The following is a 25,475-nucleotide window of genomic DNA, read 5'->3' on the forward strand; positions in this document are numbered from 1 at the left end:
GAGTAGGATTGTATTATTTTCATTGGGAATCTCCCTTTCCAGAAATTTTTTTCCAAAGGTTCAACACCCCTCCAGTCACTGTGAAATCGGTGATTATTTTCCGACCAATTCTTCAAAATCATCCCGAACATAGATAATGTTCCTTCCCAGCTCAATCCATTTTTTTTTCTCCAACTGCTTCAAGAGCCTCGAAATAACCTCCCTTGATGTCCCCAGTTCGTTGGCTATTTCCTGATGGGTGGTATGCAGTTCGTTTGCCTTTAGTTGCTTCATTTTAGTCACTATATAGCGCATCAGCCGTTCGTCCATCCGCTTGAAGGCAACTGCGTCCAACGTAGAAAGCAACTCTTGGAAACGGTATTGATAGGTACTGGAGACAAAATCCTTCCATTGCTTAAATTCATCTGACCATTGTTCATGCCGCTGCAGGGGTATGCCTAAAAGGGTTGTTCTCTCCTCGGCCACCGCCCTTATTTCACTGGGTTTTTGGGCACTGCAGCAAGTAAGGGAAAGTGCACAGGTCTCTCCTGGCTCCAAGTGGTAAAGAAACAATTCCCTACCATCCTCATCCATCCGTAGAATCTTGATAGAACCTGACAGTACAATAGGAACCATTTTTATAAATTGCCCCGGATCCTGGATCGTAGCACCTTTCTCAAAAGTTAACAGATTGCCTTCCTCTGCCATCAATTCCAATAAACGGGGATCAGTTATTTGAGGGATTTTTTCTCTAAGTTCACTGCTGTTTATTCTCATAAAGATTAAATTTGGAATGAAGAATTTATTTTTTTAAGTAGGCGTCCAATGCTATATAGTTATTGGATGCTATAAATTGAAGAAGCACAATGAAAAAAGAAGCGTGGATCATTTGAGAGGGTAGTGCGCTCCAGTTTTCGATTATTGAAGTGCCGAATATCAGTAGTACCATCAGCATCCCTCCTGCCCGGGCAAAGAACACGGTCTTAAAACCCATAAACAGGAAGAGTCCAATAATAAATTCCAGAAAAGGCAGGGCATAGCTAAATGGCCGCACCAGCAAAACAGGCAACAGTGATCCTTCGAAGTTGGCTACCATCCCTTCGCTAAAATCTGTTAACTTGGGTATCCGGACTAATCCGTGACCGAACATACTCATGCCAATAGTAAGCCGAACAAGTAGATATGCAAATGAATTCATACAATATACGTTTCAGATATTCAAATATAACCCCATCCAACAAAGAATTTCGCCGATGTTAGGGGGAATTTTATGTTTCGATGTAAATGAAGGGCACAATACACTTGAAAAACCTTCCTGAATTACCCGCTCTGACTTCTTTGCCGAAAATCAAAAACCGAGACTATACGGGTTCCCTGGTTGGTCTCGGGATTCAAGTTGAAGTAGCTTGAGTTTACGCCATAGCCCACCGGCATATCCGTTGAGCTCACCTGTCTGGGAAATGATGCGGTGGCAGGGAATAACTACTAAAATGGGATTCAATCCATTTGCTCCTCCTACAGCACGTACCGCTTTAGGAGAATCTAGCCGTTTTGCTATCTGCTGGTAGGAGGCGGTTTTTCCGTAGGGAATTTTATTCACTTCCATCCACACCTTTTGCTGAAACTCCGTCCCCCCTAGGGCAACGGGAATATTAAATATTTTGAGATCTCCCTGAAAATACGCATCCAACTGCGACTTTACCTCCAGTAGAAAAACATCCATTGTACCCAGATCCTCGGGATCTTCTGTAAATTGCAAAGACAGCAGGTAACCATCCTCAGCATGTAGCCGAATATTTCCCAACGGAGAAGCAATTACCATAGTCTCTTTCATCTGTTTATAATTTTTTTCCAGTGGTCAGATGGAATCTCGCATGTTTGACAATCATCTTTATATATGACCCTTTCGTCATGCTCGATTTCATATGTCTTACAACTTAGAAGTAAAAACCAAGGTTTAAACCATCATCATCCGGTATCTCCAGACTTCTTTGATAGATTCCATTTCTACACTAAACGGCTTATATGCAGGATTAGTCGAACAGAGCAGAAGCCTGTTCCCCTCTCCCTGCAGCATATATGCCAACTTGAAGGTCACTCCATCTTGTGCCGTGACGACCACATACTTTTCACCATCCTTAATTACTGTCCAATCATCCACATATTCGCAGATGATCCAAGCGCCATCTGGGATGGGATCCATGCTATCTCCATCCACCTGAAAGACACGGTATTTTTTGTCTTCTGACAAAAACGGCAATGAAAACCGGGGCAATTCTCCAATAAAATCCGGATCTGCAAATCCTGCCAAATAGCTGGCTTTGGCCCGTTGGGAAACTACTTCGATAAACTCCTTGCCGTCCGCATCTACAGTAGTCGCCAAAATGCGTAAATCTTTTCCCCTGAAAAAGCGGTTCGTTTCCAATATCTCCCTGATTCTGTGCTCAGCATAGACGTTGAGATCCTCCTTCAGCAGCAGGTCAACTGAAACTTCCAGATATTCCGAGAGACGCACCACTACATCCAGGGGTGGATTTACGTTGAGCTCATAGCCAGCAAGCTTAGACCGGGTGATTCGGACCGCCTCCGCCATGATCGCCTGCGTCACTCCTTTCTTTTTACGCAGAAATTTAATATTTGAATGAATATACATCATAAAAATTTAAGCGGGTGACTCGGGGGCAAAGATAGTTTATTATGATTATATTATTGGCGTAAAAATGTTAACTAAATAAACATTTCAATTATTATTCAGACATTTTACCTTTTATGAGTAGCTCAGCAATGGGATATAAGAGAAACATCGTACACTTGGATATGGACAACTTCTCTGTCTCCTTAGAGCGGCTCTATGACGATCGGGTACACAGCAAACCCATCCTTATCGGAGGGAGTGGTGACCGCGGTGTGGTGCATGCAGCTATGAGGAACGCAGCTTCGGCGTACACTCCGCCATGCCCATGCGTACAGCGCGATAAATGGAAAATATGGGAGCAAAACTGAGTGCCGGACTGTAGGGGCTTCCATATCACGACGACATTTCAACCCCTTCAACGGAATGGATATAAGTTAGAAAGCTCCGTATATCAATAGTCTTAATAACAAATTCTACAGAACATCCAAATTTTACGTGTAACCATTAAAGATTTAGGCCACTACTTTATTCCACTACTGTCCGAGCATAAAACCTATAATCGGGCATCAACCAAATCTTTTTCCAACACAGACTTCACATCAAATACTACCTGTTGATCTGATTTACAGATGTCCAACGCTTTAAACTCGCGATGAGCTACCGCGAGTATGATGGCGGAATAGGCAGTGAGATCTGGAGCGGTTTGTCCATCGATAATCTCTATCTCGTACTCATGGAAAACCTCCTCTTTGCTGGCCCAGGGATCATATACATCCACTTCCATATCAAAGGATCTCAGTTCCTTATAAATATCTATCACACGGGTATTCCGGACATCCGGACAGTCTTCTTTAAACGTAAATCCGAGAATCAAAACCCTGGCATCTATCACCTTGAGGTCCTTCCGCATCATTAATTTGATGACCTCAGTCGCCACGTGCTTACCCATGCTGTCGTTTAACCTACGTCCAGCTAGGATAATTTCGGGATGATAGCCTACTTCCTGTGCTTTCTGGGCCAGATAATAGGGATCTACGCCGATACAGTGACCACCTACAAGTCCAGGCCGGAAAGGTAAAAAATTCCACTTAGTACCCGCTGCGGTCAATACCTCTTGGGTATCAATGCCCATCAAGTTAAATATTTTGGACAATTCATTGACAAAAGCAATGTTTATATCCCTTTGTGAGTTTTCGATAACCTTAGCTGCTTCAGCTACTTTGATGGAGGTTGCTTTATATGTGCCTGCTGTAATAACACTTTTGTAAAGTTCATCCACGTATTCCGCGACTTCCGGAGTACTTCCGGAGGTTACTTTTAGTATTTTCGAAACAGTATGCTCTTTATCACCCGGATTAATTCGTTCCGGAGAATAGCCCACATAGAAATCCTTATTGTAGGTAAGTCCAGAAATATTCTCCAACACAGGCACGCATTCATCTTCCGTTACCCCAGGATAAACAGTGGATTCATAAATGACCACATCTCCCCTCTTTAGCACTCTCCCTACCGTCTCCGATGCTTTGAGCATGGGCGTAAGTACAGGACGATTATACCTGTCTGTCGGGGTGGGCACAGTTACTACGAAAATATTGGCCGACTCAAGACCTGCAGTTTTGTCTGTCGAAAAGAGGCCTATTTGCGGACTGTGGTCCTTTAAAAGAACAGCCTTTAAGTGTTCATTGGAAACTTCCTGTGTGGTGTCTTTACACTGCTGGAGTTCGCTGATACGTCTAGCGTTGATGTCAAACCCAATTACGGCATACTTTTTGGCAAATTCCACAGCAAGCGGCAGTCCGACATATCCCAATCCTACTACGGCTATCTTGGATTGGTTAAGGGGTGTTAATAAAGCATTCATAGAGATGAAATAATGTTTGTTAGTTGATTGATTTATAAAATTTCCAAAAGTTTGGCAACAATTCGATTGGCTGTTTTGCCATCCCATTTTTCAGGTATTTGGCCGGTCTTCCACTTTCCGCCAAAAAGCGTTTTCATGGAGGGAGCTATAGCTTTAGGATCGGTACCCAGCAGTTCATTAGTTCCTTGGGTGATGGTTTCGGGACGTTCTGTATTGTCCCGGAGAGTCATGCATGGGACGCCTATTACCGTAGTTTCCTCTGTGATGCCTCCCGAATCAGTAATCACTGCTTTTGCCCTTTCGACCAAGTAATTGAACTCCAGGTATCCCAAGGGGTCAATCATATGAAGGCGTTCATGTGAAATACCGGCGGTCCGCAGCATAATTTTGGTTCGGGGATGTACGGGGAACACCAGCGGCAATCCCTGCGTGTGGTCGATTATTTCTTGAATCAGGGATTTGAGCTTTTCCTCTTGGTCTACATTGCCTGGTCGGTGAAGAGTCATTACGAGGTATTCCTTGTCACGAAGACCAATCTTATCCCAAACCTCAGGTTTCTGAAAACGGGGCCGATGCTTTATCAACGTGTCGATCATAGTGTTTCCTACAAAAAATATCTGTTCCTCACCGATTCCTGACTTCCGGAGATTTTCGTTTGCCACAGTCGATGTTGTGAAGAAATAATTTGTAATGCTGTCGGTCACCAAGCGGTTGATTTCCTCAGGCATACTCCAGTCACCCGAGCGAATTCCTGCTTCGACATGAGCTACCTTTACCTGTAGCTTCTGGGCGGTGATAGCACAAGCCATGGTGGAGGTCACATCTCCGACCACCAGACAAAGAGCAGGTTTTCCCTGATCGAATAGTAACTTTTCATAGCCAATCATTATGGCGGCCGTCTGCTCGGCTTGCGAACCTCCACCCGCCCCCAGGTTGACGTCGGGTTGGGGGATGCCGAGCTGGTCAAAAAAACTATCGGACATGTTTTTGTCGTAATGCTGTCCTGTGTGTATAAGACGAAACCGAACGTCCTTTCCTGCCGCTGCCGCACCTTGTATGGCGTCGATGATCGGGGAAATTTTCATAAAATTGGGACGAGCTCCCGCAATAAGATCAATCAGCATATCTGCTTACCTATTTAATATTGAAAATTTGGGACAAAGGTAGGGTAAAATAAAATATTCCCTTTATAAATTTGGCATTTTAACCGAATTGTTTTTTCTATTACTGAATTTGGGGATTTTTCCCGAAACGAAGAATCTTTGCTGTCAGTTCATCCCGGCTACTTTCAAGGTTACCAATACGCAAAAACAATCAAACAATTGGGAGTGATTTTCTAGGGGGTATTGGATCTAAATATAACAAAACAGTTTTCCTTTGATGGATCTATCTTAATGATTCTTGGAGGACAATTAACCAAACAGGTAAGGTGAAAATGAAGGTCCAAAAAACATCCGCGAATTTCAGAGCTCTTTCTTACCCGCAAAGTAAAAAAAATGGTTTGCATTAGCAAAAATAATATTTTTTACGGTTTTCATAAATTCCATATTTGTTGTAATTTTCCTATACTCTGCAAACCAATTTAGATTGTTAGGTTAATTAATCAACCTATTCTAGCAGGCGAATGAAGTATCATTTACCGTCTCAATTTTGCGGGTATATATATACATTTTTTTGTCGCTTAAAACAATTTATTTGTTTTTACAATCAGCTATTGATTTTTATCAAAATAAATGATTGAAATCATTGATAATCTTAGGGAATATTTTAATTTTTGCCCCAACATAACATCAATTGGGTTTCCATTTTTAGTACTATGACTCACATCAGTTCGATACCTTTTCCACCCAATGAAGTCGCACGGTTGAAAGCCCTTGAGGCTTATAAAATCCTAGACACTTTGCCTGAAGTATCTTTCGATAATCTGGCGGAGCTGGCAGCAACAATCTGCGAAGTGCCAGTGGCCTTGATCAGTCTGATGGATAAAGATAGGCAGTGGTTCAAAGCACGCCATGGTACGGACGCGGAGCAATCTCCCCGTAACATTACATTTTGTCAATATACCATCCTCAGCGAGGAGCTATTGGAAGTGGGAGATGCCGCTCTCGATCCTCGTTTTTGTAATTTTCCTGCGGTGACTAGCGATCCCAATCTGCGATTTTACGCAGGCAAATCGCTTATGGATCCCGAAGGGCATGCTCTCGGCACCATCTGCGTAGTTGACTATCAGCCGCGTTCGCTGAATTCATCCCAGATCAGAGCATTGGAAATACTAAGCAAGGAGGTAGAAAATTTACTGACCCTTCATAAGGAAAAACAACATCTGGAGCGGCTTACCTCACAATTTCAGGATATAAACAAATACATACAAAAACTATTAGACCATGTGGGTGATGTTGTGTTTATTCTCAATGAAAATCGAATAGTAAAGGAGTCTTATGCGGATAATAACAAGTCACTTTTAATAGATCCCGAGAAATTCAAGGGATTGGGGCCTGATGATGTGCCGTTCCTCAAAGAATCACTTCCTCTGATCAACCAACAGATAAATCAGGCATGTCAAAATATCCGGAGGGTAACGAGAGAATATTGTCTGGAAATTGGGGGATATTTCCGTTGGTATGAGATCAGTTTTGAATGTATTAGTAACGAGACGGATACCATTCTCTGCGTTATCAAAGATATTAATTTTCGTAAAGAGAAGGAAATTCTTGTACAAAACAGAGAAAAGGAATTCAGCCATTTTTTTGAAAACGGAAGAGGTCTTTTATGCACCTATGAGCTTGACGGACAAATTATCAGCATCAATACACCAGGAGCAAGATTACTTGGATATGGCAAGGAAGATATCATTGGAAAGAATTTTGCGGAATTTCTAGCTTGTGAGCCAGATAAAATAGGTAATTTTCAGGTAGAGCTTATGCGGCAAGGCTCCTTTTCGGGTATACTTAAGCTTTTTGATAAATCCGGAGAATTTAGGGACTTTCAGCTTCATTTTTGCCTATCTCAACCTACGGCAAATAAACCCTATGTCTTGGTGAACGGTGTGGATGTCACCGATATACTGGCTACCCAACATATGTTGACCGAAACAAAGAAATTATTTGAGGACACGAGCAGGCTCGCAAAATTGGGTGCTTGGGAAATCAATATAGAAAATGGAAATGCCACTTGGTCGGAACTTGCCCGAGGAATTTTTGACGTGGGTCCTGAATTTCTTCCTACGCTAAACGGAACCGTTAGTTTTTTCAAAGAGGGAAGTCATAGACAGCAATTTCAAGAAGCAGTAGAATGTGCAATCACAAAAGGTAAGGAATTTCGACTTGATCTAATCTTAATTAATTCCCAAAATAGGGAAAGTTGGGTCCGTATCAACGGTCAGTCGGAAATGAATAACGGAACTTGCGTCAGGCTTTTTGGTTCTATCCAAGATATAAACGAGGCAAAAGTAAACTCCGAAGCTTTGATTAAAGAACGTAAATTGCTGCGTACGATAATTGACAATATTCCCATTAATATTTTCACCAAAAATTCCTCCTTCCAGAAAACGCTAGTGAATAAGGCGGAACTTGATTACCTGGGTATCCAGGATGAGGAGCTGGCATTGGGCAAGACGGACTTCGAATTCTACCACGGAGACACCGCCGAACTGACCCGGGAAGAAGATCGGCTGATTCTTGAGAAAGGCGAAAAAATCATCAACAAAGAAGTAATCCAAATAAAAAAGGGTGGGACGAAACGGTATTGCCTAATCTCCAAGCTCCCACTTACCAATGAACACGGGGATGTGGAGGGCATAGTCGGGATCAGCAACGACATCACTGCGAGAAAAGAGGCCGAGATTGCACTCTCCGACAAGACCAAACGCCTTGATTACATCATCAAAGGAACCAATGCGGGTACTTGGGAATGGAATGTTCAAACAGGCGAAAGTCGGTTTAATTACCGCATGGCTGATATGATGGGTTATACCTTGGATGAAATTAGGGAAGTAGACAGGAAAACCTGGGAGAGCTACTGTCATCCGGAGGACTTGGCTGCTTCCAGCCTCCTACTCCTTCAGCATTTTGCAGGAAAGTCCGATTTTTATCAGACGCAGATACGGCTAAAACATAAAAATGGACACTGGGTATGGGTCATGGATCGTGGCAAAGTAGCTTCCTGGTCCGGTGATGGAAAACCTCTTCGTATGTTCGGGACTTGTCAGGATATTTCTTACAACAAAAACCTTGAAAATGAAATCAAAGCTAACTTTGAGAAATTCAAGCAACTTTTTGATTTATCCCCGGTTGGTATAGCCCTTAATGATTTTGAATCTGGAAAGTTTCTGGAAGTCAACACAGCATTTGCCGATCCCACCGGATACACCAAAGAGGAACTAAGATCTTTATCCTCTAATGACATTACTCCTGCTGAGGAGCTGCAAAAGGAAGAAAAGAATTTAGCGGATCTTATAGCAAAAAATAAACATGACCTCTTTGAAAAGAATTTTATACGCAAAGATGGTTCTACATTTCCTGCTCTAGTTCGTGGTATACGCTTTTTAAATGAAGATCAACAGTGGGTAACGCTCTCAGTTATACAGGATATCTCTGAACAAAAACGACATCAGACTCAACTTCAGGAGGCCAAGGAGTCAGCCGAACGGGCCAATATGGCCAAATCGGAATTTTTGGCCAACATGAGTCACGAGATACGCACCCCACTCAATGGTGTGATTGGTTTCACGGACCTTCTCATGCAAACTCCTCTTTCTGATACCCAGCTTCAATACATGAAAACCGTCCACCAGTCGGGACATGCGCTGCTGGATTTAATCAACGACATCCTTGATTTCTCTAAAATTGAGGCGGGCAAAATGGATCTGTCGGTGGAACGTTCGGATTTGTTTCTTTTGGGGGAACAAGTTGCTGACATAACCAAATATCAAGCCCACTCCAAGCAGTTGGAGTTGCTGGTAGATATATCCGCAGCCTTGCCCAGATACCTGTATGTAGATGATGTAAGGCTTAGGCAGGTTCTGGTGAACTTACTCACCAACGCCATTAAGTTCACCTCAAAAGGTGAGGTGCTGCTACAGGTCTCTGAAAAAGAGGATTTGGGTGAAGGGAAAAAAGTCTACCGCTTTGCGGTGAAAGACACAGGAATCGGCATTGCCAAAGACAAACAGAAAAAAATATTTGAGGCCTTTTCACAAGAAGATGCCAGCACCACACGTAAATTTGGAGGCACCGGACTTGGGTTGACGATTTCGAACAAGCTATTGGGCCTTATGGGTAGTCAACTGCAAATAGAAAGCAAACTCGGTGTAGGCAGCACCTTCTTTTTTGACTTAGAGGTTTCCGCAGAGGAAGGGGAAAGGCAGGTTTGGACAGGCATCGGCAACATTTCCCATGTTCTTGTAGTGGATGACAACGAAACCAACAGGCACCTGCTACGAGAATTGCTTACTGGTAAGGGGATCAGAGTCAGTGAAGCAGAAAATGGATTTGATGCTATGCAACTCCTAGAACACGAGAGTGACGTTGACGTGATCCTGATGGATTTGCGCATGCCTTACCTAAGCGGTCTGGAAACGGCAGAAAAAATCCGCAAATTAAACACCTCCCTCGCTTCAGATATCCCTATAATCCTACTGTCAAGCGCGGGTGATGAAAGACAAGACCCTGAACTCATGGCGAGGCTGAATATTGGCCAAAAACTTGCCAAACCCATCAAAGCCGATCAGATCTTTGAAGCCTTCCGCAAAATTCTCGCCCCTGAAATCAATCTTGATCAGGCAAAGCAAAAAAGCTTACATGAAGAGCTCTTTCTGAGTAAGCCATATAGAATCCTCGTTGCCGAAGACAATCCGGTGAATATGAAATTGACCAAAATCATCTTATCCAAAATCAGCGAGCATATCGAAATCATCGAAAAAAACAATGGGCTGGAAGCTTATGAATGGGTGGTAAGGGAAACACCGGACATAATCTTGATGGATGTTCAGATGCCTATTATGAACGGATATGAAACAGCAAAAGCTATCCGAAATCTGGAGACCGGTAAGGAAGTGCCGATCATCGCCCTAACCGCAGGTACGGTAATAGGAGAAAAAGAACGTTGCATCCAGGCTGGCATGAATGATTATGTCAGTAAGCCCATAGTCCAGGAAACCCTTACAAAGATGATGGGGAAATGGTTGCGCGCCGACTTGGAAGAAGTGTCTGACGTAATCACATTCCAAAAACCCCACAAGCAGGTTCGATTTGACAAAGTGCATTTATACAACCTATTTGATGGTGATAAAACAACCAGCCAAGAACTGTTGCGGATCGCAAATGGGACTTTGCTAGAATGCTATGATGCGCTGGAAAAGCATCTAATCGAACGCAATTATGGTGAAATAAAGTCAGTTGGACACCAACTTAAAGGTGCCGCAGCCACTGCTGGATTTTTCATATTACTACCATTGACAGACCAGATGGAAAATTTGGAATATCCAGAAAACGAGCATCAAATACTACATGTAGGAAAGCAGTTATTGTCGGAAATCTCCCACCTGGTGAATGAACTGAAAAACCATTTACAATAATTGTGTACGTTTCATCTTAATCCGGCCCATTTCTTCCCGCTAATGAATTTTTTCCATCAATCATTATTTTGGACTCCCATTAAGGCAGTAACTTCCAAATAGCCGGATGAAACCCGTCAGTCGGCCCGTAAAATTTTGTTTTCCATAAAATCAAATCCATCCATCCAATCTTCCTTTTCACGAATAATACTCCTTCATTCACATGCGTGTACAATTTTTATTACCTTTGTCGGAATATATCAAGGAATCCATCCACCAAAAAATCCTTTTACAACATGCCAGAGGTAAAAATTTTCTCCGGGACCAATACGGCTGAATTAGCATCGAGAATTGCAAAAGCGTACGGTCAGGAATTGGGAGAATTGACGCTTAGTAAGTTTAGCGACGGAGAATTATCTCCAAGCTATAACGAGTCAATCCGAGGCTGTAATGTGTTTTTGATCCAATCTACCAATCCGTCGGCTGATAATCTCCTGGAATTGTGCCTGATGATCGATGCTGCCAAGAGAGCTAGTGCGTACAAAGTCTGCGCCGTTATCCCCTACTATGGATATGCGCGTCAGGACCGAAAGGACAAACCAAGAGTATCCATTGCAGCCAAGTTGATAGCAAACATGTTGACATCCGCAGGGGCTGACCGAATTATGACGTGCGATCTTCATGCTGGACAAATTCAAGGATTTTTCGATATTCCTTTGGATCATTTGAACGGATCAGCTATTTTTGTGCCCTATTTGAAAAGTCTGGACTTGGGGAACCTCCTTTTTGCCTCACCTGATGTGGGTGGTGTTGGAAGAGCAAGGGCTTACGCCAAGCATTTTAAAGTAGAGTTGGTGGTCTGTGACAAGCATAGAAAAAGAGCCAATGAGGTGGCTTCCATGCAGGTAATCGGAGATGTGGAAGGTATGGATGTGGTGTTAGTGGATGACTTGGTCGATACTGCGGGAACTATCTGCAAAGCTGCTCAGATAATTCTGGATAAAGGAGCGACCTCTGTCCGCGCCATTGCCACTCACGGAGTGCTATCAGGCAATGCGTATGAAAACATAGAAAATTCCGTCTTGTCCGAACTTGTCGTTACCGATACTATTCCGCTTAAGCAACAATCCTCAAAAATCAAGGTGCTTACAGTAGCTGACCTTTTTGGCAAAGCAATTCATGCAGTCACTGGGAATGAGTCAATCAGTGCCCTGTTTATTTAACCGAATTTAATTTTAACTATTTTATACCAATTACTTATGAAATCAATAGAGATTATAGGGTTTAAAAGAGCAAATCTCGATAGCAGAGAACTTACCCAAATTAGGGAAGAGGGAAATGTTCCTTGCGTGGTTTATGGACCAGGCATTAAGGAGCAAATCCACTTCTATTCACCCATCATCCTTTTCAGGGATTTAATCTATACCCCTGAAGTTCATATGGTAGAGCTGAACATCGAAGGCACGATCATCAAGGCAATCTTAAGAGAGGCTCAGTACCATCCGGTAAGTGAAATGATCCTGCATGCTGATTTCTTGGCTTACAGTGACGGCACGCCTATTAAAATGGATATCCCAGTCAATTTCAAGGGATCTTCTCCAGGTATTATGAAAGGTGGAAAACTGGAAGTAAAAGCAAGGACACTTTCTGTAAAAGGCCTTGCTACGGATCTTCCTGATAGCATTACTGTAGATATTTCCAAGCTCGACTTGGGTAAGTCTGCAAAGGTGTCTGATCTGAAAGCAGAAAATTTTGAAATCCTAACTAGCCCTAATGTAACGATAGCAACTATCGGTATTCCAAGGGCCCTTAGAGGTAAAAAAGCAGGCGAAGAAGAAGTTTAATACCTGCCTTAAAATGACTGCAACATCCTGCCTTTTTCAGAAGAGGCAGGATTTTTTATTCCAACGACTGCTACTATTCTGTTTATGAAATATCTGATTGCCGGATTGGGAAACATAGGTGCCGAATATGAACTTACCCGGCACAATGTGGGATTTCTGACCTTAGACCGCCTCGCTGATGTGAAAGGACTGACCTGGGAAAGTAACCGTCTTGCATTCACTACATCATACAAGGTGAAAGGAAGGCAACTTTTTCTGATCAAACCTACTACTTACATGAATCTAAGTGGTCGGGCAGTGAATTATTGGCTAAAAGAACTTAAAATCGAAAAATCTAATTTATTGGTCATTGTCGATGATCTTGCCCTGCCATTTGGAAAGCTTCGCATGCGGCCCAAAGGATCAGCTGCTGGACATAATGGCTTGAAAAATATCGAAGAAACCCTCAACGGAAGTGATTACCCCCGGCTACGCTTTGGTATCGGAGATGATTTCCCGAAAGGCCGACAAGTTGAATACGTTCTTGGAAGGCTGGGAAATCGGGAACTGAATGAACTTCCGGAGGCGATGGACCGGGCCATTGACATGATAGAGGCTTTTTGTACGGTGGGCATTAACCAGGCCATGAGTCAATTTAACCAATAACCTATGTATAGCATCAACCTAGGACTTCAAATAGTCCCAAAAAGTAAAACAATCGATACTTATTCTTTAGTGGATGAGGCCATTCGGGTAATCCAGGAATCCGGAGTTCCCTATTCTGTCACGCCTTTTGAAACTGTCATGGAGGGCCCTCAGGACATACTTATGGCTATTGCCCAAAAGGCTCAGGAAGCTGTGCTTTCCGCAGGTGCCGATGAGGTTTTGGTCTATTATCGCCTTCAGGTCAGAAAAAACGGGGATGTCACGATGGCGGAAAAAACCGGAAAATTCCTAAAATAAAAAAGCAGACCGGAAATCCCGGCCTGCTTTTTTTTATTATCATAAATCCCGTTGCTTATACTACTTCTGTTTTGATGAGGTTTAGTGCAGAACCTGCCTTAAACCAGCCAATCTGTCCTTCGTTATAGGTATGGTTGACTTTGATTTCATCCACGCTTCCATTGGCATGGTTAAGCACTACTGTCAATGACCTGCCCGGCTTGAAAGTATCCAGTCCAACGATATCTATGCTGTCGTTTTCCTGAACCTTATCGAAATCCGCAGTATTGTCAAAGGTAAGTGCAAGCATGCCCTGCTTTTTCAGGTTTGTTTCGTGGATTCTGGCGAAGGATTTTACCAAGATGGCCCTTACTCCCAAAAACCTCGGTTCCATCGCCGCATGTTCCCTAGAAGATCCTTCTCCATAGTTTTCATCTCCCACGACTATGGAACCAACTTGGTGCTGCTTATATTGCCGCTGTACGGCAGGCACCTCTCCATATTCCCCGGTAAGTTGATTTTTCACCTTGTTGGTTTCTCCGTTGAAGGAATTGACCGCTCCGATGAGCATGTTATTGGAGATGTTATCCAAGTGTCCGCGGAACCTCAACCAAGGACCAGCCATTGATATATGGTCGGTAGTACATTTACCCTGTGCTTTTATGAGCAGCTTTAATCCTTTCAAATCCTGTCCTTCCCATGCTGGGAACGGATCCAATAATTGAAGACGCTCAGAAGCAGGGTCTACGACCACTTGCACTCCCGTGCCATCAGCCGCTGGCTCTTGATATCCAGCATCCTCTACGGCGAAGCCCAAGGCAGGTAGTTCCAGCCCCAATGGCTCATCCAGCATGACTGCTTGACCCTCTTCATTGATCAAGGTATCCGTCATGGGATTAAAGGTAAGGTCGCCTGCAATCGCTAAAGCGGTAACCACTTCCGGGGAAGCAACAAAGGAATGGGTGTTGGGGTTGCCATCGGCTCGCTTGGCAAAGTTCCTGTTAAATGAAGTTATGATCGAATTTTTCTCCTGCTTTTCAGCTCCGTGACGGGCCCATTGACCGATACAAGGCCCACAGGCATTTGCCAACACGACCCCGCCCATATCTTCAAAAGTCCCAAGGAACCCATCTCTCTCGACGGTGTAGCGTACCTGCTCCGATCCTGGAGTAATTGTATATTCGGATTTTGCTTTTAACTTCTTATCAACGGCCTGCTGCGCTAACGAGGCCGCACGGGATATGTCTTCATAGGAAGAGTTGGTGCAAGACCCGATCAAACCCACTTCAAGCTTCTGTGGCCATCCGTTGCTCTTTACAGCTTCTGCAAATTTCGACAAAGGCCAAGCCAAATCCGGAGTAAACGGTCCGTTGATATGTGGTTCCAGTTCAGATAGGTTAATTTCAATAACTTGGTCAAAGTACTTCTCTGGACTATCATAAACCTCGCTGTCACCGGTAAGATGTTCTTTGATGCCGTTGGCCAGGTCCGCAACTTGTGCCCTACCCGTTCCTCGAAGATACGCCTCGGATTTTTCATCATAACCAAAGATGGAGGTCGTTGCGCCAATTTCGGCACCCATATTACAGATAGTACCTTTTCCCGTAGCAGATAGTGAGCGTGCCCCGGAACCGAAGTATTCCACGATGCAGCCTGTTCCGCCTTTAACAGTAAGGATCCCGGCTACTTTGAGGATTACATCTTTGGCCGATGTCCAACCAGAAAGCTTTCCGGTCAATTTTACACCTATCAGTTTTGGGAATTTCAGTTCCCAAGCAAGTCCTGCCATTACGTCGCAGGCATCTGCTCCGCCTACTCCTATAGCTATCATACCCAGACCACCAGCATTTGGGGTATGCGAATCAGTGCCTATCATCATGCCTCCGGGAAAAGCATAGTTCTCCAGCACTACCTGATGGATGATACCCGCACCTGGTTTCCAAAAGCCCAACCCATATTTATTGGATACGGATGATAAAAAATCGTAAACCTCCTTATTTTTATTTTTTGCCTTTTCCAAATCGGTAGTGGCTCCGATTTCCGCCTGGATAAGGTGGTCACAATGCACGGTTGACGGCACAGCTACCTGCGACCTTCCCGCCTGCATGAACTGCAATAGGGCCATTTGGGCTGTGGCGTCCTGCATGGCTACCCGGTCGGGTTGAAAATCCACGTAGTCCACACCTTTTTCAAGCGCCTGACTTGCAGCTCCTTCAGATAAATGTGCATACAGTATTTTTTCTGTAAGGCTCAACGGCTTACCTACCGCTTTCCGGGCTGCTTCGATTCGGGCGGGATAATTGCCGTATACAGCCTTGATCATTTCTATATCAAATACCATTGGAAATGTATTATATGATTATGTGTTTGAAAATTCAATTGCAGGCAAAGATATAAAAATCACGCATATAAAGCCCAAAATGGGCATTACTTTGCTTGATTTAATACCTAATCAAAACAATCTTTTGTTCGGAGAGATACTACCCAGTGAATTCAGATTAATCTAAATCCAATAAAAACTTCAGCGTATCCTTCTGGTCCGCATAGTCGCCCAATGAAGGAAACTGTGCCTGACCCATGGATACCGATCCCGGAAACCAGCCTTGCCGGCTGACTGTGCATTGGATCTTATGGGCAACTGAGTCTAACATTAAGGATAATTCTTCCTGACTGTTGTATAGTTCGTAAAAAAGCACTGCAATTGGTGAAACCAACTCTTTGCTTTCCCGAACTAAGAGAAACCCGTTATCCAAATGGGGTTCCTGATTCACCAAATAGATCGATTTATTGTACTCGTAGTTGTTCAGGTATTTATGGTGATCAATGATTTTTGCTTGTTTATCCGCTGCCTGAAGCAATTGCTGGAGTTGGATTGGGTCTTTGATGTAGATTTTGGAAACATTTCGGCAACCAAGTCCAAAATACAAAAAAATATCATCGGTAAGTTTCGCCAAGTCATCATCAGTTTCTTTGCCGTCCAATATTGCCACCGAAGTGCGGTTTTTGCGGATGATGTGCGGGTATTTACCAAAGTAATAATTAAAGTAGCGTGCAGAATTATCACTTCCGGTGGCAATATAAGCATCCATGCCATTCAACCTTTCTGACCATACCACCTGCCGTTCAATTTCTGGTGAGATTGAAAAAAGCTTCTCCATCAGCCAAGGGATCAACACCCCATCAGTGGCACTTAATTTAACATGTGCAGTATGTCCGGCAATGAGGACACACAGGAGGTCATGGAAACCGACTGCAGGTACATTACCTGCCATAATGAGCCCCACAGATCGACTGTTTTGAGCATTCGCCTTGGGGTAGGGTAAGAGCCAATTTCTCAACTTATTTTCTTCCAATAAATTGCTTAACCCTGCCAAAGCAATGCGGGTATGTTCTGGAGTAAACCAATTGTTGTTGTTTACCACCTTGTAAGCCAACTCATCAAACGTATGGTTGTCAAGTTTTTTCAGGAAATTACCCAATGCGTCAAAGGAGGATATTTTTTCTTCTAAAAACATAGATTTCTAACTAAGGATATATGGCCGGCACATACGGCCCACTTCCACCCTGCTGCAAATGGGGCGGGGTGCAAATATAGTTCGAATCAAGCACAATCCCTCGCCATGTGCGGACGTCTCTTCCGGATTTACTTAGCATAACAAATAATGTAGGGAATTATTTTTAAGGTAAGTATAACCAAATAACTTGTTCAATTGTATTATGGTTATTAGTTTTGTATCCAACATTAAAGAGAAGTATCGACATGGCAATAATGATAACTGATGAATGCATCAACTGCGGTGCATGCGAACCCGAGTGTCCCAATACCGCTATTTATGAAGGTGGTGTATCCTGGACATGGGCAGGGGGCACCAGCCTAAAGCAAGTCACTTTGGAAGACGGAAGTGTAGTTGATGCCACGGAAAAGCAAGAACCCGTTTCCGACGAATTTTATTACATCGTTTCGGACAAATGCACCGAATGTACCGGATTTCATGAAGAACCTCAGTGTGCTGCGGTATGTCCAGTAGATTGCTGCGTAGACGATCCTGATCATCGGGAGAGTGAAGATGCGTTAATGTCTAAAAAAATATTCATGCATGGTGAATAATCCGCACGATGGAAACCACACACTTATAGATATAAAAATGTGTGGTTTCCATCGTATATTTTGTTGGTTGCCCCATTTTTTTATTAAAAAATTCTACCTAATTTTGAAATAAGTATTCTATTTACTTTATCTTGTCAAAAATTATTTTTGACAAAAACCAAAAAGTTTAGGATTGTGGAAGACAAAAGAGATTACGATAGAGATGAGATCTTCTCAAAAAAGGTGAAGGCAGGAAAAAGAACATATTTTTTCGATGTCAAATCTACCCGCTCCAATGATTACTATCTCACCATTACGGAGAGCAAGCGCAAAATGAAAGATGATAGTTTTTTTTATGAAAAACATAAAATTTTTCTGTATAAAGAAGACTTTGCCAAATTTGTAGATGCCCTTCAAAACACCGTAGACCATGTGAAAAATGAATTAATGGCGGATTTTGATTTTTCCCAATTTGATATTGAGACGAATGAGGACTCCGATAAATTTGGAGATGACCTTAAATGGGAGTAATTAAATACCCAATTCGTTCGGTTCAACTTTTCTCTGTACTTCTTTAGCATTAGTTAAGAAGATCTTTCTCTTTAAACCTCTTGATAGAATAATTCGGCCGAAAAAAGGCTACCTTATTTTACCAAGAGGTTCTTTTTTGTACTTTTGGTTTCTATGAACAAAGGGGTACTAAAGGCATTATTTGTAGCTATATTGGTCATCCTGCTAGGTGTCTATTTTTCGAACATCAGCATGTACCTAGTGTTTTCTCTGGTCATTGCCGCTGTACTCCGCCCACTTACCAACAGGATAAGTAACCTCTACCTCCTTGGGCAGCCTGTACCGCGCGTTGTGGCCATCCTTGTATCTTTTGGATGCGTCATTACGGTTGTTACCATGTTGGTGTTTTTGTTCATACCCCTGTTTAGGACTCAATTTGAATTACTTCAAGAGTTGAATGTCAATTACCTGTACGAGCAGATGCAAAAACCTGCAGGATATATCGAAAGGATTTTGATCAAATTTAACCTTATAGCCAACGAACCGGGTTATTTGCTTCAGCTTATTAAGAGTAACCTTCTAAATACCCTGAGTGGAATAGATCTTCAGGGGTTCGTCAATCAGTTCATCTCGACGACAAGCTCCTTGTTGATCAGTATTTTAGCAATTTCATTTATTACGTTTTTCCTATTACTGGAAAACGGCCTGTTGAGAAGAAACCTCATCAATTTCGTGCCTAATCCTTATTTTGAACTATCCGTTGCCACTGTACACAAGATTGAGCGTCTACTGTCCAATTACCTGATTGGTCTTCTCGTTCAGATGTCCTCCATATTTTCCCTTGCTTCTATAGGTCTTCTGTTGGCCAACATAGAATATGCGATGAGCATTGCCGTTTTTGCGGCAGTGGCGAATTTAATACCTTATGCGGGTCCCATTTTGGGAGCAACGTTTGGGATTTTGGTGGGTCTTGCTACAGGTAATTTTTCAGAAGCCAATGATATCTATTTCCTCGTAGTCAAAATCCTTGGGGTTTTTGCTGTGGTGCAGCTCTGTGACAACATCTTTTTACAACCAATGATTTTTTCTAAATCCGTAAAAGCGCATCCGCTTGAAATATTTGTTGTTATCTTTGCCGGAGCAAAATTGGCTGGAGTCATGGGAATGATATTTGCTATTCCCGTTTATACCATTTTCAGGGTTTCCTTCAAAGAATTTTACAAAGGGTATAAAGATTACCGGATATTTAAAATTGATAAGATATAATTTACATTCATGGGATTAAAATGCGGGATAGTTGGGTTACCCAACGTCGGTAAATCAACTTTGTTTAATGCGTTGTCAAGTGCGAAAGCAGAAGCGGCAAATTTTCCTTTTTGTACCATCGAACCAAATGTAGGGGTGGTTACAGTTCCAGATAAGAGACTTCAAGTTCTTGAAAAGCTGGTCAATCCGAAGCGCGTACTACCAACTGTGATTGAGTTCGTCGATATCGCTGGACTTGTAAAAGGCGCAAGCAAGGGAGAAGGTCTTGGAAACAAGTTTCTAGGAAATATTCGCGAAGTGGATGCAGTTATCCATGTCATTCGGTGTTTTGAAGATGAAAACATTGTTCATGTGGCAGGTGGTGTAGATCCTCTTTTTGACAAGGAAGTAATAGATACGGAGCTTCAGCTGAAAGATTTGGAATCTATAGATAAGAAAATCCAAAAAAACGAGAAAATCGCAAAATCAGGAGATGCCAAAGCCAGAAAAATTCTTTCAACGCTAATTACGTTCAAAGAAGCCCTCGAAGCTGGGAAAAATGCCCGGTCAGTCGACGTAGAAGAAGAGGATCTGGAAGCTGTAAGAGACCTTCAACTACTCACTATTAAACCGGTGCTTTATGTGGCTAATGTTTCGGAAGAAGAAATACTAAAGGGCAACGCACATACGGCCCGCTTGGCGGAAGCGGTAAAAGAGGAAAATGCTGAGGTGGTTATACTTTGCGCAGCCCTTGAATCCCAGATTGCCGAGTTTGAAGAGGAAGAAGAGAAGCAACTGTTTTTGTCCGAATACGGTTTGGAAGAGAGTGGCTTGAACCGACTGATTTCCGCAGCCTATAAATTATTGACCCTGATCACCTATTTTACAGCCGGAGAACAGGAAGTGCGCGCATGGACCATCAAGCAGGGGTGGAAGGCGCCTGCGGCAGCCGGAGTGATTCACTCCGACTTTGAAAAAGGATTTATCAAGGCAGAGGTGATCAAGCTATCCGATTATGAACAGTTCAAATCAGAAGCGGCGTGTAGAGAAAACGGAAAAATCGCGATAGAAGGAAAGGAATATGTGGTAAAGGATGGGGATATTATGCATTTTCGGTTCAACGTATAAAAATAATGAAATTTTATTGTTAAGTTTGTTGCAACTTAATTACCCAAAAATAAGTTACTTGTATATGAAAATGTATAAAATCATTGTTTAACTTTTCATTTTTAACGTCGTGAGAATCAGATTAATATTTTCTTTAAAAAACAAAGGTGCCTATTTGCCCTTTCATCACCAGTATATCCTTGCCCAGTTCCTTAAGGGACTGATAGTCAAGGGAGGAAATGAATCGTTTTTCAACTACAATTACTTCAACTTCTCTGGACTGAAAGGTCAAACTAAGGTAAGTCGAAGCGGTTTACACTATTATTCAAGTTTGGTCACGTTGGTTTTGTCAGCTCCTGACCAAGATTTTCTTGATTATCTCTTGGAGCAAGTGTTTAAAACGCCAAAAATTGAGTTGGGAAATCTGATTCTGTCCCCCGAATACACGGAGAAAGAAACAGAGCCGGAATTGGAAACCTCCAATAAGTTCGTTTGTATTTCCCCATTGGTGTTGTTAATGCCCACCTTTGATGATGAATCAGGAAAGCGATTTATCAACCCGGATACGGATGAATTTTCCGATTTGCTCTATGAATCCACACTTACCCGAATGGAGAAGTCAGGATGGTATTCACAAGAACAGATGGAATCCTTCTACAAGTTCCAAGTAGTTCCTGACATGAATTATGTCAATAAGTTGCGGGAACAACAGAAAAAGTTCGCAAGGATTTATTCTGTGTACGACATGGATGTGAAGTATGAAGTGAGGGGTTATACCCTTCCTTTTACCCTTTATGCTGCTGCTGAGGTTCAGGATTTCGTTTTTAAATGTGGATTGGGGGCTTTTACCCACAAAGGATTTGGCATGCTGGATTTGGCAAATAATATGCCCAGCCAGCGGACAGAATCTTACCGCTTTAAACGGGAAGGTTTCGTTCCCTACAGATCTCATGGAAATGAGAATTTGCCAAAGAGGGAATCCGGAGCCCCGGATACAGAAGAAAGTGATGCTGCTGACAGTATCGAATAAAAAGAAGGGAGCGAAATGCTCCCTTTTTTTATTTACAAAGGATTATGGATCTCACTCTTTAATCGAATTTAAGTACAAGTACTTCTCCACCAATTCCCTGGCCGCGGCAAGTGCGGATTTCCCCCCAGTTTGAACCAGGGATTTTTTCTGCGCGATTTCTTTTGACATTTTTTTATCCGAATAGAAACCTACTTCAAGTAGTAAATGGATTTGCTCTTTCATCCAATGAACCCGCTGTAACGCTCTGTTCTTATAAAAAAATCCATTGATTTTCATTTTCTCTTCGAAAGACTCAATTGTATTCCAAATGCTTTCCATTCCTACTCCCATCAAGGAGGAGCAAGTGGATACCTCGGTGATCCATCCGTTTTCTTTTTTTGGAAAAAAATGAAGTGCTTCTACCAGTTGTCCTTTTGCCCGTTCTACCGCCTTCTGGTTTTCTCCATCGGCTTTGTTAATGACAATCAAATCCGCCATCTCCATGATTCCTTTTTTTATTCCCTGAAGTTCGTCCCCAGCACCTGCCAATGCCAGTAACAGAAAGAAGTCCACCATACCTTTCACTGCTGTTTCCGACTGGCCTACACCTATAGTTTCTATTAAAATTATATTGTACCCTGCTGCCTCGCACAGTAGAGAACACTCTCTTGTTTTGGCCGAGACGCCCCCTAAAATTCCGCTTGATGGGGATGGACGGATAAAGGCATTTGGAGAAGTGCTCAACTGCTCCATCCTTGTCTTGTCTCCCAGAATACTCCCCTTTCCAGCCTCACTACTTGGGTCTACTGTTAGTACCGCTACCCTATATCCTCTTTCTATCAGCAATTGACCAAATCGGTCAATAAAAGTACTTTTCCCCACTCCCGGTACCCCACTTACTCCAATACGTAACGAATTACCCGTAAAAGATAAAACTCCCTCCACAAGTTCCTCGGCTAACCGCTGATCTTCCGGCAAGGTACTTTCTACCAACGTTACGGCCCGGCTTAGAATTTGTCGGTCGTTCTTGACTATCCCCGCTACATATTCTGGTACTGAATATCTATTTCTCCGGCTCATTAATATATGTTAAGTCACTTTTCAATTGTCACTATAGGGGTATTTGATAAATTTGACCTCACCCATGGCTGTTTTCTCATACTTCGCAACACACAGACCGGCCAAATCTGAAGAAACAAAGGGTTCATTTGGAAATACATTAATAGATTCGGACAAATCTTGAAGGAAAAAAAAGACTTTGGTATTGCCATATTTCGTATGGGGCATAAAATCTCCATAGGCTCTCATCTCTTCCCATAGTGTGTCCGCGGCATGAACCGCAAAAATTCGGACGACGGGCCCAGTATTATTTTCGTTTCTGAACATCGCCATTTCAGTATAATTCCCCTCCAGATCCGAAATTCCCGGCTGGGTAATGGTATCCCCTATAATCCACCATAATACAAGAAAAACAGCCAACAAAAGGGCGTAGTACAAATAATTACTTCTCATGGATGATCCTTTTTAATAGTTAAACCATTAATTTAGGACAAATTTTCGGGAATGGCATTCGAATACATCAAAGCACTACATATAATTTTCATCGTTACCTGGTTTGCGGGACTATTTTACATCGTCAGGCTGTTTATTTATCAAGTAGAAAGTCTAAACCGGCCGGAAGCGGAAAGAGCTATCTTAAAACCCCAACTGGACCTAATGGCATACCGTCTTTGGTACATTATCACGTGGCCTTCCGCTATTCTCACATTAATCTTTGGAACCTGGGTCTTGAGTTATCGATGGGGATATTTGGAACTCCCCTTCATGCAAGCCAAACTTTTTTTTGTGATACTTTTGTATGGTTACCACATTGCCTGTCATTTTATATTTAAACAACTACAGTCCGGCACCACTACATGGACGGGTACCAAGCTGCGTATATGGAATGAAGCTTCAACCTTATTACTATTTGCTATTGTTTTTCTAATTGTCTTAAAGAACCTGGTGAGTATGGTTTGGGGTATAGTGGGGCTGTTAGCATTGGGTATCATCCTTATGTCGGGGATTAAACTTTACAAAAGAATTCGTGAACGGAACTAATAACCGCCCTTCATTGTCATGTTTAAAAGTAAAATTCATGACAGCAACCACCTATTGGATCAGTTTCATTTGTCTAATTTTAATTATTTCCTGTACCCCCAATTCTGAAGAAAAGGGGAAATTACCTATCCTAGGGAATAGATATACCGAGGAGATTATGATAAATGGCCAAAAAAAGATAGATACCGTATATCATCAAATCGCCCCTTTTTCTTTTTCAAACCAGGAAGGGAAGACTTTTACCCAGGCAGATGTACTTGGAAAGGTTTATGTAGCTGATTTTTTCTTTACCAGTTGTCCCACTATTTGCCCAGTGATGAAAACCCAAATGCTTCGGGTTTATGAAAAATTCAAGGACAATCCGGATTTTCTTATTCTCAGCCATTCTATTGACCCTAATCACGATACGGTAGAATTGCTAAAGGATTTTTCGGTCCGTTTAGGAGTACCTGATGCCACAACATGGAATTTTCTTACTGGGGATCAAGAGCATATCTTTGAAATAGGACAGACCAGCTACCTAACCACGGCAATGGAGGATAAAAATGAAGCCGGAGGATACCTTCATAGTGGGGCCTTTGTCTTGGTAGATCAGGAAGGACGCATCCGGGGAGTGTATGATGGCACAAAGGAGACACAAGTAAACAGACTAATGAGTGACATCCCTAAATTATTGGCTAAAAATGCGGATTTGGATAGTTAATGTTTTTTTCATTCTCCTTATAGTAGGTTTTTATGTGAGTTGTAAACCTGAAAACAAGGGAGATAACCTCAATGCCATAATTGATCTTAAAACAAAACAATATGCAATAGCCGGACGGGAATTATACCTTATCCACTGCGCCAATTGTCATCAGGTAGATGGGAGTGGCCTTGGGTTGGTCATCCCACCCTTGAAGGGTGCGGACTACCTCAAAGTGGATATCGCCCGGTCTGTCCATATCATACGATACGGCCAAAAAGGAGAAATCATCGTCAACGGTGCAACCTATAACCAACCCATGCCTGCCAATCCCAATCTAAAACCTATCGAAATTGCCCAAATCGCCACTTATATTCATACACTCTGGGGCGATGGGGAACAACTGATCTCCATTGATTCGGTGAATGTTTATTTGAAATAATTCCTCATTCATCGCTCCAAGAGTTTTTCTGCATCCTCCAATGCCTGCTTGATGTCCCGGTTTACCTGATTGACTTTGACCCGTTGATCCTGAAGGTAAGAAAGCGATTCCTCTTCATCCATTCCTTCAAGTTTGGAATCAAACTGCCTCATCCAAACAAACATCCCCTCGTAGGCTTCATCGCAGGCCAATGCTGCCTGCCTATATAGTTGAATTTCGGATGAATCAGCGGATGTCTCTCGAAGTTCTTCTTGCTTAGCCTCCAGCAATTTTTGATTGGATCTCAACTCGCCCATTTTGGGCATTACCTCATCGTGCACGGCAATGACTTCGTTCTTAAGTTTTGCAACTCTGTCTTCTTTGACAGTGCAAGCTTCAATGCCCATCCAAACAATAAATAAACCTGCCCAATAGTGGATTTTCATTTTTTTCTAGTATGTTTAATGCGTGACAAAGATAAAGAAATTGGGCTTAGCATGCCCATCTTTTACTTCATTCAG

24 protein-coding genes and 1 pseudogene are annotated in these 25,475 nt (G+C 42.6%); 14 read left to right on the forward strand and 11 right to left on the reverse strand.

All coding sequences use genetic code 11. The annotated features are described in order from the left end of the window. Positions 1-93 precede the first annotated feature (93 nt). The 4 genes from FQ608_RS10540 to FQ608_RS10555 all read right to left on the reverse strand — a co-directional run bounded on the left by FQ608_RS10540 (position 94) and on the right by FQ608_RS10555 (position 2,635). Positions 94-756 carry a Crp/Fnr family transcriptional regulator gene (locus FQ608_RS10540; protein ID WP_394351650.1) on the reverse strand — a complete coding sequence of 221 codons (663 nt, stop codon included), beginning with the start codon at positions 754-756 and terminating at the stop codon, positions 94-96. A 25-nt stretch (positions 757-781) separates the two neighbouring features. After that, entirely contained in the window at positions 782-1,177 is a 396-nt protein-coding gene (locus FQ608_RS10545) for a DoxX family membrane protein (protein WP_158858194.1), read from the reverse strand. A 150-nt stretch (positions 1,178-1,327) separates the two neighbouring features. Further along, complete coding sequence (locus tag FQ608_RS10550; RefSeq protein ID WP_158858195.1) at positions 1,328-1,813, reverse strand: methylated-DNA--[protein]-cysteine S-methyltransferase; 486 nt, start codon at positions 1,811-1,813, stop codon at positions 1,328-1,330. 123 nt (positions 1,814-1,936) lie between these two features. After that, positions 1,937-2,635, reverse strand: coding sequence for an XRE family transcriptional regulator (locus tag FQ608_RS10555; RefSeq protein WP_317168913.1), 699 nt, complete (start codon positions 2,633-2,635; stop codon positions 1,937-1,939). Between the two features lie 128 nt (positions 2,636-2,763). On the opposite strand from FQ608_RS10555, the pseudogene FQ608_RS10560 reads away from it, so the two are divergent. After that, positions 2,764-2,954 (forward strand): annotated as a pseudogene (locus tag FQ608_RS10560) (Y-family DNA polymerase); the annotation flags it as partial. 213 nt (positions 2,955-3,167) lie between these two features. Here the strand turns inward: FQ608_RS10560 and FQ608_RS10565 are convergent. Next, positions 3,168-4,475, reverse strand: a complete 1,308-nt coding sequence (locus FQ608_RS10565) for a nucleotide sugar dehydrogenase (protein WP_158858196.1) — start codon at positions 4,473-4,475, stop codon at positions 3,168-3,170. A gap of 32 nt (positions 4,476-4,507) precedes the next feature. Next, complete coding sequence (wecB, locus tag FQ608_RS10570; protein ID WP_158858197.1) at positions 4,508-5,599, reverse strand: non-hydrolyzing UDP-N-acetylglucosamine 2-epimerase; 1,092 nt, start codon at positions 5,597-5,599, stop codon at positions 4,508-4,510. 692 nt (positions 5,600-6,291) lie between these two features. Here wecB and FQ608_RS10575 point away from each other — a divergent pair. From FQ608_RS10575 to FQ608_RS10595, 5 genes are all read left to right on the forward strand, one after another. Further along, the gene (locus tag FQ608_RS10575; protein ID WP_158858198.1) at positions 6,292-11,049 is read left to right on the forward strand and encodes a PAS domain S-box protein; all 4,758 of its coding nucleotides are present in this window, start codon (positions 6,292-6,294) and stop codon (positions 11,047-11,049) included. A gap of 275 nt (positions 11,050-11,324) precedes the next feature. Next, positions 11,325-12,251 carry a ribose-phosphate pyrophosphokinase gene (locus FQ608_RS10580; protein WP_158858199.1) on the forward strand — a complete coding sequence of 309 codons (927 nt, stop codon included), beginning with the start codon at positions 11,325-11,327 and terminating at the stop codon, positions 12,249-12,251. 36 nt (positions 12,252-12,287) lie between these two features. After that, complete coding sequence (locus FQ608_RS10585) at positions 12,288-12,872, forward strand: 50S ribosomal protein L25/general stress protein Ctc (RefSeq protein WP_158858200.1); 585 nt, start codon at positions 12,288-12,290, stop codon at positions 12,870-12,872. Positions 12,873-12,956: 84 nt separating this feature from the next. Next, the gene (gene pth / locus FQ608_RS10590; protein WP_158858201.1) at positions 12,957-13,517 is read left to right on the forward strand and encodes an aminoacyl-tRNA hydrolase; all 561 of its coding nucleotides are present in this window, start codon (positions 12,957-12,959) and stop codon (positions 13,515-13,517) included. Between the two features lie 3 nt (positions 13,518-13,520). Then, a complete protein-coding gene (locus tag FQ608_RS10595) occupies positions 13,521-13,814 on the forward strand; it encodes a thiamine-binding protein (protein ID WP_158858202.1) in 294 nt (97 codons plus the stop codon). A gap of 55 nt (positions 13,815-13,869) precedes the next feature. Here the strand turns inward: FQ608_RS10595 and FQ608_RS10600 are convergent, their stop codons facing one another. Together FQ608_RS10600 and FQ608_RS10605 are read right to left on the reverse strand one after the other, a co-directional pair. Then, complete coding sequence (locus FQ608_RS10600) at positions 13,870-16,134, reverse strand: aconitate hydratase (RefSeq protein WP_158858203.1); 2,265 nt, start codon at positions 16,132-16,134, stop codon at positions 13,870-13,872. A 157-nt stretch (positions 16,135-16,291) separates the two neighbouring features. After that, complete coding sequence (locus tag FQ608_RS10605) at positions 16,292-17,308, reverse strand: acyl-CoA reductase (protein WP_158858204.1); 1,017 nt, start codon at positions 17,306-17,308, stop codon at positions 16,292-16,294. Between the two features lie 245 nt (positions 17,309-17,553). On the opposite strand from FQ608_RS10605, the gene FQ608_RS10610 reads away from it, so the two are divergent. The 5 genes from FQ608_RS10610 to cas6 all read left to right on the forward strand — a co-directional run bounded on the left by FQ608_RS10610 (position 17,554) and on the right by cas6 (position 21,772). Beyond that, positions 17,554-17,901: a 4Fe-4S dicluster domain-containing protein gene (locus FQ608_RS10610; protein WP_158858205.1), complete on the forward strand. Its 348-nt coding sequence runs from the start codon at positions 17,554-17,556 to the stop codon at positions 17,899-17,901. A 174-nt stretch (positions 17,902-18,075) separates the two neighbouring features. After that, positions 18,076-18,411, forward strand: a complete 336-nt coding sequence (locus FQ608_RS10615) for a DUF3276 family protein (RefSeq protein ID WP_158858206.1) — start codon at positions 18,076-18,078, stop codon at positions 18,409-18,411. A gap of 153 nt (positions 18,412-18,564) precedes the next feature. Next, on the forward strand, positions 18,565-19,656 hold the full coding sequence (locus FQ608_RS10620) for an AI-2E family transporter (protein ID WP_158858207.1): 1,092 nt from the start codon (positions 18,565-18,567) through the stop codon (positions 19,654-19,656). A gap of 9 nt (positions 19,657-19,665) precedes the next feature. Next, complete coding sequence (gene ychF, locus FQ608_RS10625) at positions 19,666-20,763, forward strand: redox-regulated ATPase YchF (RefSeq protein WP_158858208.1); 1,098 nt, start codon at positions 19,666-19,668, stop codon at positions 20,761-20,763. 109 nt (positions 20,764-20,872) lie between these two features. Beyond that, complete coding sequence (cas6, locus tag FQ608_RS10630; RefSeq protein ID WP_158858209.1) at positions 20,873-21,772, forward strand: CRISPR-associated endoribonuclease Cas6; 900 nt, start codon at positions 20,873-20,875, stop codon at positions 21,770-21,772. 51 nt (positions 21,773-21,823) lie between these two features. Here cas6 and meaB read toward each other — a convergent pair whose 3' ends face one another. Then, positions 21,824-22,831, reverse strand: coding sequence for a methylmalonyl Co-A mutase-associated GTPase MeaB (gene meaB, locus FQ608_RS10635; protein WP_158858210.1), 1,008 nt, complete (start codon positions 22,829-22,831; stop codon positions 21,824-21,826). A 21-nt stretch (positions 22,832-22,852) separates the two neighbouring features. Further along, complete coding sequence (locus FQ608_RS10640; protein WP_158858211.1) at positions 22,853-23,263, reverse strand: hypothetical protein; 411 nt, start codon at positions 23,261-23,263, stop codon at positions 22,853-22,855. Between the two features lie 51 nt (positions 23,264-23,314). On the opposite strand from FQ608_RS10640, the gene FQ608_RS10645 reads away from it, so the two are divergent. Genes FQ608_RS10645 through FQ608_RS10655 form a run of 3 tightly spaced genes read left to right on the forward strand, consistent with a single transcriptional unit; the run spans position 23,315 to position 24,975 of the window. Beyond that, entirely contained in the window at positions 23,315-23,851 is a 537-nt protein-coding gene (locus FQ608_RS10645) for a CopD family protein (RefSeq protein WP_158858212.1), read from the forward strand. A 37-nt stretch (positions 23,852-23,888) separates the two neighbouring features. After that, the gene (locus tag FQ608_RS10650) at positions 23,889-24,554 is read left to right on the forward strand and encodes an SCO family protein (protein WP_158858213.1); all 666 of its coding nucleotides are present in this window, start codon (positions 23,889-23,891) and stop codon (positions 24,552-24,554) included. Continuing rightward, positions 24,535-24,975: a c-type cytochrome gene (locus FQ608_RS10655; protein WP_158858214.1), complete on the forward strand. Its 441-nt coding sequence runs from the start codon at positions 24,535-24,537 to the stop codon at positions 24,973-24,975. The genes FQ608_RS10650 and FQ608_RS10655 overlap by 20 nt, the downstream gene beginning before the upstream one ends. Before the next feature lie 8 nt (positions 24,976-24,983). On the opposite strand, the gene FQ608_RS10660 is transcribed toward FQ608_RS10655, so the two are convergent. After that, entirely contained in the window at positions 24,984-25,400 is a 417-nt protein-coding gene (locus FQ608_RS10660; protein WP_158858215.1) for a hypothetical protein, read from the reverse strand. Positions 25,401-25,475 lie beyond the last annotated feature (75 nt).

The organism is Lunatibacter salilacus, assembly GCF_009797935.1.
Classification (GTDB): Bacteria; Bacteroidota; Bacteroidia; order Cytophagales; family Cyclobacteriaceae; genus Lunatibacter; species Lunatibacter salilacus.

Coding starts and splice junctions, on each gene's coding strand:
- FQ608_RS10540 (WP_394351650.1), bottom strand. CDS start 756: ATGAGAATAAACAGCAGTGAACTTAGAGAAAAAATCCCTCAAATAACT.
- FQ608_RS10545 (WP_158858194.1), bottom strand. CDS start 1,177: ATGAATTCATTTGCATATCTACTTGTTCGGCTTACTATTGGCATGAGT.
- FQ608_RS10550 (WP_158858195.1), bottom strand. CDS start 1,813: ATGAAAGAGACTATGGTAATTGCTTCTCCGTTGGGAAATATTCGGCTA.
- FQ608_RS10555 (WP_317168913.1), bottom strand. CDS start 2,635: ATGATGTATATTCATTCAAATATTAAATTTCTGCGTAAAAAGAAAGGA.
- FQ608_RS10565 (WP_158858196.1), bottom strand. CDS start 4,475: ATGAATGCTTTATTAACACCCCTTAACCAATCCAAGATAGCCGTAGTA.
- wecB (WP_158858197.1), bottom strand. CDS start 5,599: ATGCTGATTGATCTTATTGCGGGAGCTCGTCCCAATTTTATGAAAATT.
- FQ608_RS10575 (WP_158858198.1), top strand. CDS start 6,292: ATGACTCACATCAGTTCGATACCTTTTCCACCCAATGAAGTCGCACGG.
- FQ608_RS10580 (WP_158858199.1), top strand. CDS start 11,325: ATGCCAGAGGTAAAAATTTTCTCCGGGACCAATACGGCTGAATTAGCA.
- FQ608_RS10585 (WP_158858200.1), top strand. CDS start 12,288: ATGAAATCAATAGAGATTATAGGGTTTAAAAGAGCAAATCTCGATAGC.
- pth (WP_158858201.1), top strand. CDS start 12,957: ATGAAATATCTGATTGCCGGATTGGGAAACATAGGTGCCGAATATGAA.
- FQ608_RS10595 (WP_158858202.1), top strand. CDS start 13,521: ATGTATAGCATCAACCTAGGACTTCAAATAGTCCCAAAAAGTAAAACA.
- FQ608_RS10600 (WP_158858203.1), bottom strand. CDS start 16,134: ATGGTATTTGATATAGAAATGATCAAGGCTGTATACGGCAATTATCCC.
- FQ608_RS10605 (WP_158858204.1), bottom strand. CDS start 17,308: ATGTTTTTAGAAGAAAAAATATCCTCCTTTGACGCATTGGGTAATTTC.
- FQ608_RS10610 (WP_158858205.1), top strand. CDS start 17,554: ATGGCAATAATGATAACTGATGAATGCATCAACTGCGGTGCATGCGAA.
- FQ608_RS10620 (WP_158858207.1), top strand. CDS start 18,565: ATGAACAAAGGGGTACTAAAGGCATTATTTGTAGCTATATTGGTCATC.
- ychF (WP_158858208.1), top strand. CDS start 19,666: ATGGGATTAAAATGCGGGATAGTTGGGTTACCCAACGTCGGTAAATCA.
- meaB (WP_158858210.1), bottom strand. CDS start 22,831: ATGAGCCGGAGAAATAGATATTCAGTACCAGAATATGTAGCGGGGATA.
- FQ608_RS10640 (WP_158858211.1), bottom strand. CDS start 23,263: ATGAGAAGTAATTATTTGTACTACGCCCTTTTGTTGGCTGTTTTTCTT.
- FQ608_RS10645 (WP_158858212.1), top strand. CDS start 23,315: ATGGCATTCGAATACATCAAAGCACTACATATAATTTTCATCGTTACC.
- FQ608_RS10650 (WP_158858213.1), top strand. CDS start 23,889: ATGACAGCAACCACCTATTGGATCAGTTTCATTTGTCTAATTTTAATT.
- FQ608_RS10655 (WP_158858214.1), top strand. CDS start 24,535: ATGCGGATTTGGATAGTTAATGTTTTTTTCATTCTCCTTATAGTAGGT.
- FQ608_RS10660 (WP_158858215.1), bottom strand. CDS start 25,400: ATGAAAATCCACTATTGGGCAGGTTTATTTATTGTTTGGATGGGCATT.